13 protein-coding genes are annotated in these 16,513 nt (G+C 43.9%); 7 read left to right on the forward strand and 6 right to left on the reverse strand.

The window, feature by feature from the left end:
* The first annotated feature begins 28 nt into the window (after positions 1–28).
* Together BAU14_RS12580 and BAU14_RS12585 are read left to right on the forward strand one after the other, a co-directional pair.
* On the forward strand, positions 29–625 hold the full coding sequence (locus tag BAU14_RS12580; RefSeq protein WP_237580469.1) for a sugar O-acetyltransferase: 597 nt from the start codon (positions 29–31) through the stop codon (positions 623–625).
* The gene (locus BAU14_RS12585) at positions 622–1,542 is read left to right on the forward strand and encodes a ribokinase (RefSeq protein WP_161900457.1); all 921 of its coding nucleotides are present in this window, start codon (positions 622–624) and stop codon (positions 1,540–1,542) included. The genes BAU14_RS12580 and BAU14_RS12585 overlap by 4 nt, the downstream gene beginning before the upstream one ends.
* Positions 1,543–1,682: 140 nt before the next feature.
* Here the strand turns inward: BAU14_RS12585 and BAU14_RS12590 are convergent, their stop codons facing one another.
* On the reverse strand, positions 1,683–2,834 hold the full coding sequence (locus BAU14_RS12590) for a hydroxymethylglutaryl-CoA synthase (protein WP_161900458.1): 1,152 nt from the start codon (positions 2,832–2,834) through the stop codon (positions 1,683–1,685).
* A gap of 236 nt (positions 2,835–3,070) precedes the next feature.
* On the opposite strand from BAU14_RS12590, the gene BAU14_RS12595 reads away from it, so the two are divergent.
* Positions 3,071–5,500 (forward strand): hydroxymethylglutaryl-CoA reductase, degradative, encoded by a 2,430-nt coding sequence (locus BAU14_RS12595; protein ID WP_161900459.1) that lies wholly within the window; start codon positions 3,071–3,073, stop codon positions 5,498–5,500.
* A 103-nt stretch (positions 5,501–5,603) separates the two neighbouring features.
* On the opposite strand, the gene BAU14_RS12600 is transcribed toward BAU14_RS12595, so the two are convergent.
* The 3 genes from BAU14_RS12600 to BAU14_RS12610 form a co-directional block, all read right to left on the reverse strand.
* Positions 5,604–6,332, reverse strand: coding sequence for a hypothetical protein (locus tag BAU14_RS12600; RefSeq protein ID WP_161900460.1), 729 nt, complete (start codon positions 6,330–6,332; stop codon positions 5,604–5,606).
* A gap of 309 nt (positions 6,333–6,641) precedes the next feature.
* Positions 6,642–6,896: a hypothetical protein gene (locus BAU14_RS12605; protein WP_161900461.1), complete on the reverse strand. Its 255-nt coding sequence runs from the start codon at positions 6,894–6,896 to the stop codon at positions 6,642–6,644.
* A gap of 10 nt (positions 6,897–6,906) precedes the next feature.
* The gene (locus tag BAU14_RS12610) at positions 6,907–7,758 is read right to left on the reverse strand and encodes an aldo/keto reductase (protein ID WP_161900462.1); all 852 of its coding nucleotides are present in this window, start codon (positions 7,756–7,758) and stop codon (positions 6,907–6,909) included.
* Positions 7,759–8,046: 288 nt separating this feature from the next.
* Here BAU14_RS12610 and BAU14_RS12615 point away from each other — a divergent pair, with 288 nt between their 5' ends.
* Together BAU14_RS12615 and BAU14_RS12620 are read left to right on the forward strand one after the other, a co-directional pair.
* Entirely contained in the window at positions 8,047–9,150 is a 1,104-nt protein-coding gene (locus tag BAU14_RS12615) for a serine hydrolase domain-containing protein (protein WP_161900463.1), read from the forward strand.
* An 86-nt stretch (positions 9,151–9,236) separates the two neighbouring features.
* Positions 9,237–10,241 carry a nucleoid-associated protein gene (locus tag BAU14_RS12620; RefSeq protein ID WP_161900464.1) on the forward strand — a complete coding sequence of 335 codons (1,005 nt, stop codon included), beginning with the start codon at positions 9,237–9,239 and terminating at the stop codon, positions 10,239–10,241.
* A gap of 212 nt (positions 10,242–10,453) precedes the next feature.
* Here the strand turns inward: BAU14_RS12620 and BAU14_RS12625 are convergent, their stop codons facing one another.
* Positions 10,454–10,792 (reverse strand): YxeA family protein, encoded by a 339-nt coding sequence (locus BAU14_RS12625; RefSeq protein WP_161900465.1) that lies wholly within the window; start codon positions 10,790–10,792, stop codon positions 10,454–10,456.
* Between the two features lie 348 nt (positions 10,793–11,140).
* On the opposite strand from BAU14_RS12625, the gene tuf reads away from it, so the two are divergent.
* Positions 11,141–12,328, forward strand: a complete 1,188-nt coding sequence (tuf, locus tag BAU14_RS12630; RefSeq protein ID WP_161900466.1) for an elongation factor Tu — start codon at positions 11,141–11,143, stop codon at positions 12,326–12,328.
* 143 nt (positions 12,329–12,471) lie between these two features.
* Entirely contained in the window at positions 12,472–13,803 is a 1,332-nt protein-coding gene (locus BAU14_RS12635; RefSeq protein WP_161900467.1) for a CoA-disulfide reductase, read from the forward strand.
* A gap of 91 nt (positions 13,804–13,894) precedes the next feature.
* Here BAU14_RS12635 and mprF read toward each other — a convergent pair whose 3' ends face one another.
* Positions 13,895–16,480, reverse strand: a complete 2,586-nt coding sequence (gene mprF / locus BAU14_RS12640; protein ID WP_161900468.1) for a bifunctional lysylphosphatidylglycerol flippase/synthetase MprF — start codon at positions 16,478–16,480, stop codon at positions 13,895–13,897.
* Positions 16,481–16,513: the final 33 nt, after the last annotated feature.

Below are 16,513 nucleotides of genomic sequence, written 5' to 3' on the forward strand. Positions count from 1 at the left end.
GTGATTTCAGAAAAGAAGGGTGAGTTTTGTGGAGACAGAAAAAATAAAAGAGCAGATGGATTCCGGCGAAATCTATTTTGAAAACGAAGAAATCTTGAAGGAACAGGCCCGTTATCGTGACTTGTTGTTTCAGTTCAATCATACCTTGCCAAGTAAAGGTGCAGAAAAACAAGCCATCTTGCAGCAGTTGTTAGGTGATTTTGGGGAGGGTTCATATATCGAACCACCTTTTTCGGCAAATTGGGGGAAAAATACCTATTTTGGTAAGAATGTTTATGCTAATTCCCACCTGACGTTAGTGGATGACACGAAGATTACGATTGGTGACAAGGTAATGATGGGGCCAAATGTCAGCTTGTGTACGGCAGGGCATCCATTGTCACCACAATTGCGGCTGCAGCAAGCCCAATTCAACAAACCCGTGACGATTGGCAACAATGTCTGGTTAGGAGCGGGCGTTACCGTTTTACCGGGAGTCAGTATTGGTGAAAACTCAGTAATCGGAGCTCACAGCCTAGTGACAAAGGATATTCCCGCAAATGTCTTGGCATTTGGTACCCCTTGTCGCGTGATTCGAACACTGTCCGATGAAGAATGTCTTAATGCAGACGAGGCGCAAAAATGAAGGTTCTAGTACTGGGAAGTTTAAATATGGATCTCGTCATGGAAGTTTCAAAAATGCCCAGTATCGGGGAGACTGTTCTTGGTGACAATGTTAGCTATTTTTTTGGTGGCAAAGGTGCAAATCAAGCAGTGGCATGCCGTCGTTTAGGCGTTCCGGTGACGTTGGTAGGAAAAGTTGGTAACGATACATTTGGTGACAAGCTGATGATTCATATGAACATGGCAGCAATCGATATGAGTCAGGTGAAATTGGAAGCTGGTGCATTCACCGGTACGGCTGCTATCATGAAGCTACCAGAAGACAATGCAATCGTCGTCTTGCCAGGAGCTAATCAGCTAGTTACACCGGATGACTTGAAAGAGGATGTGCTGGAACAAGCTCAAGTTCTGCTTGCTCAGTTAGAAATTCCCCCGGCGACTGTGATGGATGCCTTTAAACGAGCCAAGGAAAAAGGGCTAATCACTATTTTGAATCCGGCTCCCTACCACGAAGCAGTGGAAGCGATGTTACCATTTGTCGATTACATCACACCAAATGAACGAGAATTCAGACGGATGGTCCAAACCAGTTCAGAGACGGAATCATTTGATGTGGAAGCGGCCATGCTATCCTGGTCAAAAAAACAAGAAACCCAGCTGATTGTTACTCGTGGCAGTAATGGGGTCTCTTATGTCCTGGAGGGGAAGGTGAAGACCGTGGCAGCGCCTAGGATGGCTGTTACCGATACGACAGGTGCTGGAGATACTTTCAATGGCATTTTGGCAGCAACTCTTGCTAAAAAGGAACCGCTGGAGACAGCTGTATTGAAAGCTTCATTTGGGGCTTCGTTGTCTGTCACAAAAATGGGCGCCCAAAGCGGTATGCCCTCAGAGAAGCAACTAGCAGAGTTCATGGCAAAACAGGCTAATAATTCCTGACCTATCAGTGAAAAAGAGCAGCAAAAATCCCCCAGGTTCTGGCGATGACTTTTCCCAGAGCCCGGAGGATTTTTTTATTTGAGATTACCATTGAATTTCATAGAATAAAACGAACGCAAAAGAAGACAAGTCTCACAGATTTAGGCGCGATATTCTCTGATTTGCTGATGAATTGCGGCCAGACGAAAAGGTGTCGTATCTGGATCAGCTGCCAGATTGGCATTTGTCAGTTCGGTGCTGAACATTGCTTCGTATTCGGCAACTGATAAACGAATTCGTGCATCTAGGAGTGCTTCGTGCTGGTTTTTTCTCAGATGATCAGTAAAGCCTTCTTGCAAAGTTCCGGTGAAGAACTCGGCGACAGCTCCTGAACCATAGCTGAATAGGCCCACTTGGTCACCAGCTTGAAGCTGCTGACTATTTTCAAGAAGCGAAATCAGTCCCAAGTACAACGAACCGGTGTACAGATTGCCGACGCGGCGGCTGTAACGGATACTTTCTTCGTACTGTGTGAGAATCCGTGCTTGTTCTTCCTCACTTTCAGAAGCCAAGCCTGCCAACAAAGCTTTTTTGCCCATTTTAGTATAAGGAATGTGGAAACTCAGGGCCGCAAAGTCTGCCAAACTTTTCTGATAGCGCCGACCAAATTCCTGCCAAACTCGTTGGAAGGATTCGATATACGTAGCATTTGATAACGGGCCGTCTACTACTGGATATTCGGTACCGGTAGGACGCCAAAAGTCATAAATATCCTGAGTCAAAGCGACACTTTCGTCTGAAAGGGCTAAAATTCGGGGCTCTGAACTGATGACCATTGCCACAGCGCCGGCGCCTTGTGTCGGTTCGCCTCCAGAGTTCAAGCCGTAACGGGCGATATCAGCGGCGATTACTAAAGCTTTGCGGTTTGGATGGCGCAAGACATACTCTTTGGCAAATTGTAGGCCGGCAGTTGCGCTATAGCAAGCTTCTTTCAATTCGATGGCGCGAGCAAAAGGTTGGATACCCAGCAAGCCATGAAGAATCACGGCAGCAGCTTTTGACTCATCAATGCTGGATTCGGTTCCCACAATCACCAAGTCAATGGCTTGCTTGTCTTCTTCGGTGAGAAGTGGCAGTGCAGCATTGGCAGCCATCGTGATGATGTCATAAGAAACCGGAGAGATCGCCATTTGATCTTGTCCGATTCCAATGGTGAACTTGTCTGGATTCACATTGCGAGCGTGGGCCAGATCTTTCATATCCAAGTAGTACGGCGGTACAAAAAAGTTTATTTTATCGATCCCTGCAGTCATTTCGGGCCTCCTGGATGGTCACAAAGACAGAGCGAAAAGTGTCTTTGTGTTTTGCTATATTTTTTTCAAATGTAGGGTTAATTCCTCTATTAAATTAGCACAAAATCCTGCGCTTGCGAAAGCAAAAAGTGATTATTTAAAGTTTGTTAAAACTTTTTGAGAGCTAGACAGCCACGGAAGAAATGTTATTTGTTTTTATGGATAGAAATGTTATATTGCAAGGTGGAGGTGACTTCATGAAAGAAGTTGTCATTTTAGACGGATTGCGAACACCCATTGGCAAATACAAAGGGCAATTGAAAGATTTTACGGCTGTTCAATTAGGAACCAAGGTGACGCAAGCTTTATTAAACAAATATCCACAGGTAAAAGAGGATATTCACCAAGTATACTTTGGCAATGTTTTACAGGCGGGCAACGGACAAAATCCTGCTCGACAGATTTCGTTAGCGGCTGGATTAGATTACAGCGTTCCGGCAGCAACAATCAATGAGGTCTGCGGATCGGGGATGAAGGCAGTCTTGTTGGCTCGTCAAGCGATTTTGCTAGGAGAAACAGAGGTGGTACTGGCTGGTGGTATTGAAAGTATGACCAGGGCACCTCAGCTGCAAGTATTTGATGCGGCAAGTGGAGAATATGACACCCCCATCTCCAGCATGATCATCGATGGCCTGACGGATGCCCAAAGTGAAAAACACATGGGGTTGACTGCAGAAAATGTTGCAGAAAAGTACCACATCAGTCGTAAAGAACAAGATGCTTTTGCTGTTCACTCACAAAATAAAGCGGCAGCAGCCCGTGCCGCGGGTCTTTTTGAGGCGGAGATCGTGCCCATTTCCTTAGCTGAAGGAACAATGACGGCAGACGAAGGAATCCGCCCAGGTTCCACAGTAGAAAAACTGGCCACCCTTAAAACTGCTTTCAAAAAAGAGGGCACCGTAACGGCCGGGAATGCTTCGACAATCAATGACGGGGCGGCTGCGTTGCTAGTGGCCTCCAAGGATTATGCGGATCAAAAGGGGCTGCCTTATTTGGCAGTCATTAAAGAGGTCTCAGAGATTGGCATCGACCCCGCAGTAATGGGGATTGCACCGATTACTGCCATCCGTAAGCTGTTGGAAAAGGCTGATCTAACCCTTGCTGACATCGATTTGTTTGAAATCAATGAAGCGTTTGCTGCTTCTTCTATTGTGGTGGAGCGAGAACTGGAAATCCCTGCCGAAAAAATCAATATCTATGGTGGCGGAATCTCACTGGGGCATGCAATTGGTGCGACCGGGGCCAGAATTTTGACGACGTTGGGGCATCAATTGCAAACTCAACACAAACGTTACGGTGTTGCTTCCCTTTGTATTGGTGGCGGACTGGGATTGGCTGTCCTTTTGGAAGCAGTGCCAAAAAAAACGTCGAATCAAAAAAAAAAACGCCAGCGCTTCTATGAGCTGACGACGGCAGAACGCTTGGCAGATTTGGAAACTCGAGGAATCCTTGATACCCAGCTGAAAGAAGAACTGGAAAAGACGACATTGGCAGCAGATATTGCAGATCATTTGATTGAAAATCGCATCAGTGAAGTTGAGATTCCCATGGGAGTAGTCCCGGATTTAATCGTTAACGGTAAAAAATATACTGTTCCGGTAGCCACTGAAGAGCCTTCTGTGATTGCCGCCATGAGCAATGGCAGTAAGATGGCCGGGGAAATCACAACATTTGCCCCTGAACGTTTGGCACGAGGGCAAATTGTCTTCAGTCAAGTTGCAGATCAGGACAAAGTTGCGGCTTTTGTCGCTGCTGCTAAAAAGCAGCTCTTTGCTCTTGCTGAAAATGCTTACCCTTCCATCTATGCCAGAGGCGGCGGTTTACGAGAGATTCAGGTACGTAAAATTGGTGATGACTTTGTTTCCGTTGATTTTTTAGCAGACACCAAAGATGCGATGGGTGCTAATATTATCAATACTATCTTGGAAGCTTGTGCCACTTTTTTGCGAGAAGCCTTACCGGAAGAAAATGTCTTGCTGAGTATCTTGTCCAATTTGACGACAGAAGCGTTAGTAACCGCGGTTTGCCGTATACCGGTAGCAAAACTTAGCCGTAATGAGGATGGCTTGGAAACCGCGAAGCGTATTGCAGCCGCCTCACGTCTGGCGCAACTGGACCCTTATCGAGCAGCCACCCATAATAAAGGTATCATGAACGGCATCGAGGGAATCTTGCTTGCCACTGGAAATGATACTCGGGCACAAGCAGCCGCCTGTCATGCTTTTGCAGTAAAAGACGGACAGTATCGTGGTCTGAGTCAATGGCGGGTGGAAGAAGACCAACTGGTAGGGGAGTTGACGCTGCCACTGTCCGTGGGAATTGTTGGTGGCGGTACTCGGGTTCTGCCAAAGGCGCAAGCCGCCCTGCAACTAATGGCTGTGACGACAGCGGCAGAACTGGCTTCAGTGATTGTTGCCGGTGGTCTCGTCCAGAACTTGGCAGCATTGCGGGCGTTGGTTTCAGAAGGCATTCAAAAAGGTCACATGGCACTGCAAGCGCGTTCGTTGGCGCTGTCAGTCGGAGCCAAAGAAGAGGAAGTGCAGGCAGTCAGCCGCCTGTTAAAAAGAGAACCGGTTATGAATGAAGCAGCTGCTAAGCGTTTATTGGCAACACTGCGAAATAATTGAGAATAAAAGCGTCAAAAGAGCGTCCCCCTAAGGCCGATAGCCGGCTTAGGGGGACGCTCTTTTGGGTTTAGTTCAGATTAGTTCAGAAAACGACAACTTGTCCTCAGCGTTCAGCAAGAGGGGTGTTTGCCAAGGTTTCGATGACTGGAATGACTTCAGTCTTCAATTTGTATTTGCGATCCAATGCTTTTTCGATTACAAATTCGCCAACAGTATGGCGGGAAATAGTTGCCAACAGCCGATCTTCCTTCGGTGTTTTTTCTTTTACTAAAATTGCTTCGGTATCTTGATCCACAAAGAATTTAGGAAATTGCTGGATAGCTGCGGTGAAAGCGGCAAGGGACATAGAATCTGTGGCCGCCGTTTCTGTACTTGCTGCAACAGCTGTTTGTTCATCTGCTTTTTCAACTGCAGGTGTTGCGGTTGTTTTAGCAGCCTCATTGGTAGTTTTGGCTTCAGCGACAGTTTTGGTTGTCGCAACAGCTGATTCTGTTTCTGGAGCTTTCACTGCTGGAACATACCAATAGTTCGCGATTTCGTGTGTCAGATTCGTAGCAAATTGGTCCAACAGCCCTTTTTCCCGCTCTTGAATCCGTTTGATAATTGTGGTGAAGCTTTGATCGATAGGGACTGTCAGCTGTTTGTCCCGAGTCGTGGGACCTTGATTCTCAATTAGCAGTTCATCCTGCTTTTTAGGATTGAGTTTCACCGAGATTGCCAAATCGTATAATTCATCGGCTTTGTTTTCCAGATGTTGAAACAATTGTTGACGGGCATTTTCAAAAGAGGGACGGAAAGCTTTCATCAGCTTTTCTTTTTGCTTTTTCTTCATTTTAAGGCTCCTTTTTAATTTGTGTTGAGGGCGGTTTGAATAAAACAACGGTATCCGAGAAACTGACCCTACCTGAGAGTCAGAATGTCTTTTGCCGTGAGGGACTGAGGCAAAGGTGAGGAAGAAAGTCTGTTCGATTACTTCACTAACTTGCTGCAATCTGACCACCGTTATTCAAACCGCGAAAACGAGTAAAATCCCATCTGATTATAAAGAATAAATCGTTTTTTGAAAAGCCCTATGTAAAAAAAGAATCCTTGGCGGAAAGTTTTCTGTAAAGAAAACTTCGTCAAGGATTCTTTCAACAACTCATAGCATGTGACGATTGGGGAGAAGAATAGCCATTTTTTTATCAGGCGAACTTGCGATTAAATGGCCCTGCCATTGTTGATAATCAATGGTAGTCCCCAGATACTCATGGAGCTTTTCCAAAATTTGCTCTTTGGTCCAATTGCGGGCTGGAAAATGTTGGATTTTGTCAGGAAAGATTAAAAAAACAAAATCTTTATGAAAAGTTTGTTTGACGTTTTCCGGCAATGCGTTTAAACGAACAGAGATATTCATTGCAGGCACCTTAAAAGGTCGTTTGATCGGGGTCGCCAGCTTTACCAACCACACCATCCAGCGCGTCAATTTGTGCCATGTCTGTTTTGCTCAATTCAAAATCAAAGAGTTGCGCGTTTTCTTTAATTCGGCTTGGAGTAACAGATTTTGGTAGAGGTAAAAAGCCGTGTTGCAAGGACCAACGTAAAGCAATTTGTGCGATGGAACGGTTGTGTTTTTCCGCCAGTGCCTTCATTTCAGGAACTTCGAAAATTTTGCCAGTTCCAAGAGGGCTGTAAGCTTCCAATAAAATATCGTTGTCTTCACAATAGGAAACAACCTCTTCTTGTTTTTCACCGGGTGCCAAAAAGATCTGGTTGACCATAGGCATAATTTTCGCTGTTTTTTTCAGTTCTTCTATGTGGTGAGGTCGGAAATTAGAAATACCAATGGCTTTGATTTTACCCGCCTCGTACAGGTCCTCCATTGCCCGCCACGATTCGGCATTGGCATTTTGCCAGTGATCTCTGAAATCGACAGGATTCGGCCAGTGGATTAAAAATAAGTCCACGTAGTCTGTTTGTAATTTCTCCAGTGATTCGGCAAAAGAAGACATTGCTAAATCGTAACTATGATTTTTATTCCACAATTTGGTAGTCAGAAAAATCTCTTCTCTGGGAATACCACTTTCCTTGAGTGCGCGGCCGACACCTTCTTCATTTTTATAGGCCTGTGCAGTGTCAATGTGACGGTAGCCATTTGCCAGTGCAGATTTGACTGAAGAAACGGCGACTTCCCCATCAGGTGTCTGCCAAGTTCCAAAGCCGACTACCGGGATCTTGATTCCATTTGCCAAAGTATAGGTTGATGTCAACGATTGCATAGCGTTAGTTCCTCCTTTTTATTAAACCGACTATCCTCAAGACTCGCTCAAGTCTCAAGCAAAAAATAAGGGCTGATCCCCTCCACATTTTTTAGAAGAGTTTAAGCGTTTTTGAAGAAGCAGCTTCACTGATTCTGGGTAATATTTATAACAAACCAAGTGTAGCGCAATCTTGCCGAAAAATCCTGAATTTTGCATTTTCAACAATTAGATGACAAATTGATTAAATCGCTGAAAAAAGTGCTGAAAGAGATTAGAATAGCGAAAGACGAATGGAGAGGAAATAACATGAAAAAAATAATCAGCAGTCTTTTTTTAAGCGTGCTTTTGCTGGGGTCAGTTCTTTGGGGCGCAGCAGTAGGCAAAGATGCGGTCTTCTCAGATTCGCCACAGCCGGTTTTTGCGGCTACCTTGCTGCAGGAAAATGAAGATTCTCCTTTGATGAAGACAGAAATTGAAAACGAATTGCGGCAACAATCCTTCAAAGGGACCGCATTGATCATACATGATGGCCAGCCGATTTTTCAGGAATCTTTTGGTTTTGCCAATCTTAAAGAAAAACAATTAAATGACGAGGAAGTTGCCTATCCAGTGGCTTCATTGCAAAAATTTATGACCGCTGTCATGATTCAGCAGCTGGTGTCAGAAAAACTCATAACCTATGACACTTCATTAGCAGAATTTTATCCTGAAATAAGTGACAGCAATCAGATTACAGTGCGTCAACTTCTAGATCACAACTCGGGTATTCAAATGGCAGAGACCGCGCCTCCGTCTGTATTGACTACTGAAGACGAGCAGTTGGAGTATACCCTTGATGAATTGTCCAGTGGCAATGAGCAGGAGTTTTCCTATACGAATGCCAATTATACACTTTTGGCGGGAATCATCATTAAACTGACTGGGAAAAGTTATGAAGAAAACCTGCAACAACGCATTATTGCGCCTCTTCATTTGAAACATACGTGGTCTTGGGATCAACTTCCCGAGAGTGTAGTCATCCCCCAAGCTTATCGTCATGAGTGGGGACTGGATTATCGCGATGATGATTTTGACAACAGCCGGCGTTTGTTTTCAAGTCTGTTGGGGGCGGGCAATTTGTATATGACTGCAGCTGATTTATGGACTGTTCAACAAGGGTTAATCGACGGGCGACTTTTATCAAAGGCGGAGTATCACCAAATGGCAGCTGTCGATTCAGAAAGTTACAGTGGCGGGCTCTGGCACGAAGCTGGGCGAAAAATGATTCACGGCTCTCTAGGCGGTTTTGATACAGCTGTCTATGGCGATGAGACAAACGAAACATTGGTAATCCTGCTAGCAAATCAGGCGCCGACATCAGGAGCAGATAATTTGGCTGAAACCCTCTTTGATTTAGTCAGTCGCCATTGACTTGTTTTTTAGCTATCATTTTGTGTAAACTAAACGGGCATGAAAAAAATCCTGCCTGCAGGTTATAAAAGAAGGAACGAGACAAAATGGATATTTATTTGAAACAAGCGATTCTACATTTGCTAGATCGCGAGTCCGGTGCACCGGTATTTTCTCAAGTACCGCTGGATTTGACGACAGCATATATTCGAGAATATTTGACAAAAAAGATTCAAAAGCTGTCAACACCTCAAACCAAAACCGGCATATTGGCAGAAGCAGCGCCATTTACTGAGATGATCAAACGGCTGCCTCAAGATTTTGTGACAGCGTCGGCAGATTTGACGCAGCTTTGGTATGAAAACTACAATCAAAGTGAAGATGCACCGGGATGTGATGTGTTTGTGGTGTTGTATGAACTGGATACGGCGCTGCATGTGGCTTTTTTGAAAGTAAACTACAACGAAGGCTATACTCACTACGTGGACAGCGAGGACGCCGGTTTGAAAAATCAGCTGATCATTAATCGGGCAATCTTGGCTAATAAGACCCAAAAGGCTGATGAAGGTTTGACAGTTGATTTGACGACAATGGCCTATGAGTTGGTCGAAAAAAAATACACCTTTTCTGGTGAAAAGCGGCTGTATTTTTCTACTGAAGTCATCGAAAGCCAGCCACAACTTTCTTTGGAGGACAATGTCAAAGTAATCAAACGAGTTGCCGAAAAAATTGGCAAAAAATTCGATGCGCCAAAGCATGATCTGATTGCTGATGTCAAAGAGGCAGTCTATGATTCCATTGAAGAAAATGGGGAACTGGCTGTTGAAGAGGTAGCTGAAAAAGTTTTCAAAGACAACATCACGGCCAAATTGGCTTTTAAAGAAGAAGTTGCAGAAAAAGGATTCGTGGATCGCGCGCCGCTGCTGCGAGAAGTCAAAGAATTGACAGAAAAGAAGTATGGAAAACAGAAATTGAAGCTTTCCAATGGTATTGAACTGATTGTTCCTTTGGATGTTTACCGTGATCCGAATTTGATTGAGTTTGTCAACAATCCTGATGGGACTATCTCAGTGACCATCAAAAACGTAGAAGATGTCGTTAATCGTTTGTGAAAAGATCTCTGTGAGCAAGTGTGCGACGTGAAATATGAGTTATTAAAAAAGCCCAATTGGACCTTTGTCATACCTGTGGCGTGTTCGAAAAAAGTGATTGCCGAAACCACAGAGGACTGTCAAGATACAGCTGGGCTTTTTTAGATTATAGTTTTGACTGACGGTATCCGGTCAGTTGCCGGTTGTTGGGCTTGCTAAATCTTTGGAAATGCCTATTCTAATTGATCTAGGGCTTTTTTCGGCACCTGATCGGCAGAAATTTCTTCCCAACTAAGTACTCCTTTTTGCGGATTGACCAACAGCTTCAAATAAGCCCCCTGTCGCAGAGGTTGTTTGCGATACTCCCGCATTTCTACTGAGACTCGGTCGCCTTGGTCATCGTAGGCAGCTTGTTTGTAGACGTAGACAGTATCCTCACCACTACCGGATTTTGTACCCTCGTCACGAATCACTGTATAAAAACTACTGCCGCCGTAAAAATATTGATAGGTGTAAAAACTGCCAGCACAAAAGACAGCCAACACTAATAAACCTGCAAACCATTTTTTCAAAATTATCACCTCATTAATTCAATCTTGCTGCTATTATACAGTATTTAAGCAGCAGCTTGCTGTTGGAAGCTCTAATCACCAAAGGTATAGCTGACTGAAGGGGCACTTTTTTCACTTAAATAAAAAGCGTTTTGAAAGCTAAAGCAAATCTTTTGACTTTGATCATTTTTGACCTATAATAAAGACAGATTCGAAAAACTAACAAAAAGTAAGTGCTTCGAGTGAAAATTTTTTACAAGGTGTCGGGACAAGGCTATAATTGATTTGTTGAGAGCCAAGAACACTTGACCCGAGTCGTGCCAGGCGGAAGCCAACCGTTGAAGCACACATTTATTGGAGGGATTAATCATGGCAAAAGAACATTACGACAGAAGCAAACCACACGTTAATATCGGAACGATCGGGCACGTCGACCACGGTAAAACCACTTTGACAGCTGCCATTACTACAGTCCTCGCGAAAAAAGGTTTGGCAAACGCACAAGACTATGCAGCAATCGATGCCGCTCCCGAAGAACGTGAACGTGGGATCACAATCAATACAGCCCACGTTGAATATGAAACTGAAAAACGCCACTATGCTCATATTGACGCACCAGGACACGCGGACTACGTAAAGAATATGATTACAGGTGCTGCGCAAATGGATGGTGCCATTTTGGTAGTATCCGCCACTGATGGGCCAATGCCACAGACTCGTGAACATATTTTGTTAGCACGGCAAGTAGGTGTTAAAGACATTATCGTCTTCTTGAACAAAGTTGATTTGGTAGATGACGACGAATTGTTGGATCTGGTGGAAATGGAAGTTCGCGAATTGCTGAACGAATATAATTTCCCTGGTGACGATATTCCAGTCATCAAAGGATCCGCTTTGAAAGCCTTGGAAGGTGACCCTGAACAAGAAAAGGTTATCGAAGAATTAATGGATACGGTTGACGAATACATTCCAACACCGGTTCGTGATACGGATAAACCTTTCTTGATGCCAGTGGAAGATGTCTTCACTATTACTGGTCGTGGGACTGTTGCCTCCGGTCGTATCGAACGTGGGACAATTAAAGTCAGCGAAGAAGTTGAGATTGTCGGAATTAAACCAGAAACTCAAAAAGCTGTTGTTACTGGATTGGAAATGTTCCGTAAGACATTGGATTATGGTGAAGCCGGAGATAATGTCGGCGTTCTGCTACGCGGTGTCGGCCGTGAGGAAATTGAACGTGGTCAAGTTTTGGCAAAACCAGGTTCCATCACTCCTCATACCAAGTTCAAAGGGGAAGTTTATATCTTGACGAAAGAAGAAGGCGGCCGTCATACACCGTTCTTCAATAACTATCGTCCACAATTTTACTTCCACACAACTGACGTGACCGGCTCCATTACATTGCCTGAAGGTGTTGAAATGGTTATGCCTGGTGACAATGTAACGATTGAAGTGGAATTGATTCATCCAATCGCTGTTGAACAAGGGACGACCTTCTCCATCCGTGAAGGCGGACGTACTGTCGGATCAGGTATGGTAACTGATATCGAATCTTGATTTGTCTGAAACAAACAGACCACAGTCGTTGAATAGATTGTGGTCTGTTTTTCTGGTTCTTTCTCTGGAAATCGGAAAGCTAGCTAAGGTTTCTTGAAGGTTAAAATAGAAATGAATGCAATTATAAAAAAGCAGGTGCGTATATGAAAACGATAATTATCGGCGGAACGGCGGCTGGAACTAGTGCAGCCGTCAAAGTCCAAAAAATGGCTGAGGCTCCGGAAGTTGTCATTTATGAAAAAGGAGAATTGGTTAGTTTTGGAGCTTGCGGACTGCCTTATTTTGTTGGTGATTTCTTTGCCGATCAAAATAAAATGATTGCCCGCAGCAAAGAAGCCTTTGAAAAGCAGGGAATCACTATCCAACTCCATCATGAAGTAACAGCAGTGGACACCGTTGCCAAAAAAGTGACTGTGAAAAACTTGGAGACAGGTGAGGAGTTTTCTGACAGTTATGACAAACTGATGATCGCTAGCGGGTCTCGGGTGATTATGCCGCCGGTTGATCGGGTGGATTTCGATAATCTGTTTACCTTGAAGACAATGGCTGACGGTATCAAAGTAAAAGCGGCGCTGGAAGATCCAGCTGTCAAGAATGTGACCGTAGTCGGTGGCGGCTTTATTGGAATTGAATTCACAGAAGCATTGCTGCATCAAGGAAAATCGGTGCGAATCATTCAATTGGACAATCGCCTGATGAAGGACTCTTTTGATGAAGAGTTTACTGAACTGCTGGAAAACAAGATGGCCAAAGCGGCTGTCGATGTGCGGGTAGGAGAAGCAGTTACCGGATTTGAAGGCAAGACCCATATTGATGCAGTCGTAACCAATAAAGGACGTTATGAAACTGACTTGGTTTTGGTCGCTATCGGTGTTCGGCCGGCCAACGATTTTCTGGGGGCGGAATTTGCCAAGCTGAAAAATGGTGCTTTGATTGTTGATGAACAAGGCCGTACTAATGTTTCAGATGTCTGGGCAGCAGGGGATAACGCGACGGTTAAACATCAGGTCACAGGTGAGGACAAATATTTCCCACTGGCTACTGGTGCTAATAAATTGGGTCGTATCGCCGGTGAAAGCATCGCCGGTGGAGAAGTTAATTATCCAGGCACGCTGGGAACGTCTGGTGTCAAGTTTACTGATTTGGAACTGGCTCGGACTGGTTTGACAGAAGCCGATGCTAAAAATTTAGGATTAAATTACAAAGCGATAGTAATCGACGATAAAAATCAGACGGATTATTATCCTGGTCAAAAGGATATTCGAGTCAAACTGGTATACGAAAAGGAGACTCGCCGGCTTTTAGGCGGCCAAATCGGTGGGGAAAAAGGAGCAGCACTGCGGATCGATGTTTTAGCGGCAGCGATTGCGGCTAAGATGACGACGGCTGATCTGGGGATGTTGGATCTGATGTACGCACCACCATTTGCCCGAACTTGGGATGTATTGAATATCGCCGGCAATGTTGCAAAATAGCCTGTGTATTTTTAAAAAGTAATTATAAAAAAGCTGTGAAACCCTGATGCATAAGGGAGTTTCACAGCTTTTTTGAATAGTTCAACAATCATTAAAACTTTAGCCAGCGTTTTTTACGGTTGCGGGCCACGGTGCCGTCTTTTTCGATGGTTCGATTATCAATCAGCAAAATGGCAATCATGACATAGGCAATCCAACTGTCCCGTGAATAAAGAGTATACCGGGAAATCCATTCACTGGCATATTTTTCTTTGTAATCTCGCAAACCTTGGAAAGAATAAAAGCGAGAACCAAATTCATAGATCAAGTAAGCCATTCGTTCCTGAATAAAGCTTTTACGGGAATTGCCGACATTCGACAGTGGCGCCATCCCTAAATCAAAGTAACGGATGCCTTGATTTTTCATGTATTCGAAAAGATTTACAAACAGAAAATCCATGCTGCCAGAAGGGGCCTTGTCGCTATGGTGGCGCATCAAATCAATGGTTCCAATTTCCTTGGTGTAAGTCGGCATGATATTGGCAAAAGACACGATCTCGCCATCTGTATTTTTTACCACTGCCATGGGACCTCTTTGAAGATAACTTTCAGAAAAGAAGCCCAGAGAAAAGCCTTTTTCTTTACGATCTCCCAACCAAGAATCAGAAATCTGCCGGAAAGCCTGCATGTCAGTCTCAGAGAAAGGCGTCTCCAACACTTCAAAGGTATACCCTTCTTTGGCGATTTTGTTCAGTACGGCTCGCGTTCCTTTCATTTTTTTGCCCGAGGTGGTGAAGGTATCCAAATCCACCAAGGCTTCTTCACCCATCTTGATGAAATCATACCCAAGTTCGTGAAGCGTCATAACGCTGTCTTCATTGGTTTCATAAAAGACCGGTTGATAACACCATTGATCCGCTTCATGGATGAACTGATAATAGGCATTTTCAAAGTCTTCTTTTTTACCGGAAGGATCCCCCATAACGATACACTTATTGTTGTAAGTAGCAAATTGGAAGAAGACGGTATCCTCCTTGCCGTCATTATAGATATAGACGGATTTATCTTTTAAAAAGACCAGTTGACTATCAATGTTACCGCCAAATTTATCAAGAATTGCTAAGACCTTTTGCTCATCTAAAAAAATGCCCATCTGTTTTTTCGAGCCTTGCAGATAACGAACAAAGAGCAAGATGAACAAAGAGACGATGATGATGGCGACAAATCCGGAAAACCAAAGTTTCTCAGAAGGAAACAGGAAAAATGAGATTGTCCGGCCGTTGCGATGATGAGGAAAAGAAGGCAAATTATAAACACCAATCGCGATATATAGCAAAGACAGCGTACCGATAATAATGGCATCGATGGTTAACCATTCCCACGAATAAACAAGCTGCTCCCGAAACAATTCACTACGAGAAACGACAATCATTATTAGCATTAAGCTCAATAAAACTACAGCTGCTGGACTAAAGTCAATCAACCAACTGTAAACAATCGCAATACTTAACAAGGCAATCGTCGGAAAGTAGGCCCGTTTGACCCGGGCAGCGATTCCACGGCCCATGATTAGAAGAGAAAATCCTAGAATAATATTAGGGAACTGAACAATTGCATGATAGCGGAAGAAATTCAAGTGTTGTAGCCATTTGAGTTCCGAAAAAGCTTGTGGAATCGTCGCTAAAAGCACCAACATGATGCCGCTGAAATACAACATAAAAACTTCAATTTTATGGAAAATTTCTAAGGTTAGCTCTTTTGGAATGCTGTCGTAGCGTGAATCCAAGCGAGTCCAGATGTTTTTAAAAAACAGCACCATTCCAAGAGCGAAGGGAATTAAGTAATAAAAGAGGCGGAACAGCAACAACCAAACGATGACGGTTTCTCGTGGAATCCCCAAATTGGACATGCCCAAGATCATCATGACATCAAAAGACCCCAGCGCACCAGGAATCATGGAGACAATCCCCATCACCGAAGAAGCGATAAAAAGAGGTACCACATTCCACATGGACACATGAACATCCATAAACCAGCCGATAACTAGGAATGTCGCTAAAACACCGCCCCATTCAAGGAAGGAAGACAGGGCTAATTGGAGGCGAAATTTTGTCTGTAGTCCGCCCAAAAGACCTTTTTTCTTTAATGCAGTGAATAGATAGACTGCTGGGAAATATAGACCGCCGCCGATCAACCAAACCCAGTATTGTCGTAAGAAGGACTCAGTGGTCCCGGAAATTACCATGAAGAAACTAATCAAGCTGAAAATAGAAAGACCTGACTCAAGAAACAAGAGAATCTTCGACAGTGCACCTAGTACTTCCTTGCTATTTTTTTCTTTTGTGTAAAACTCTGAACGTAAGCCAATGCTCACCAAACCGCCAAAACCGGCAATATTATTGATGGTGTTCACTAACCAACTAGTTTCGAGAATATAACTTTTTTTATGTTTGAGATCTAGCATCTGGTTCAAAGTAAAATCATAGCCAGTCATTGGCAATATGGAGAGAATACCAATAACTCCCATCAAAATAATTTTATAAACTGGAATATCGGCAAAGGAGTTTTTTAGTTGGTTAATATTGACTGTTTTACCAATAGAAATCAATTCTCCAAATACGATAACAACCACTGCTACTAGAAAGATTGTTTTGAATATTTTAGCATGGGCTTTGATCCATTCAATGCTTGCTTTCATTTCATCACCTTCAATTCATTTTTTTTAGACTTC

The organism is Candidatus Enterococcus leclercqii, assembly GCF_009933135.1.
Lineage (GTDB): Bacteria > Bacillota > Bacilli > Lactobacillales > Enterococcaceae > Enterococcus_C > Enterococcus_C leclercqii.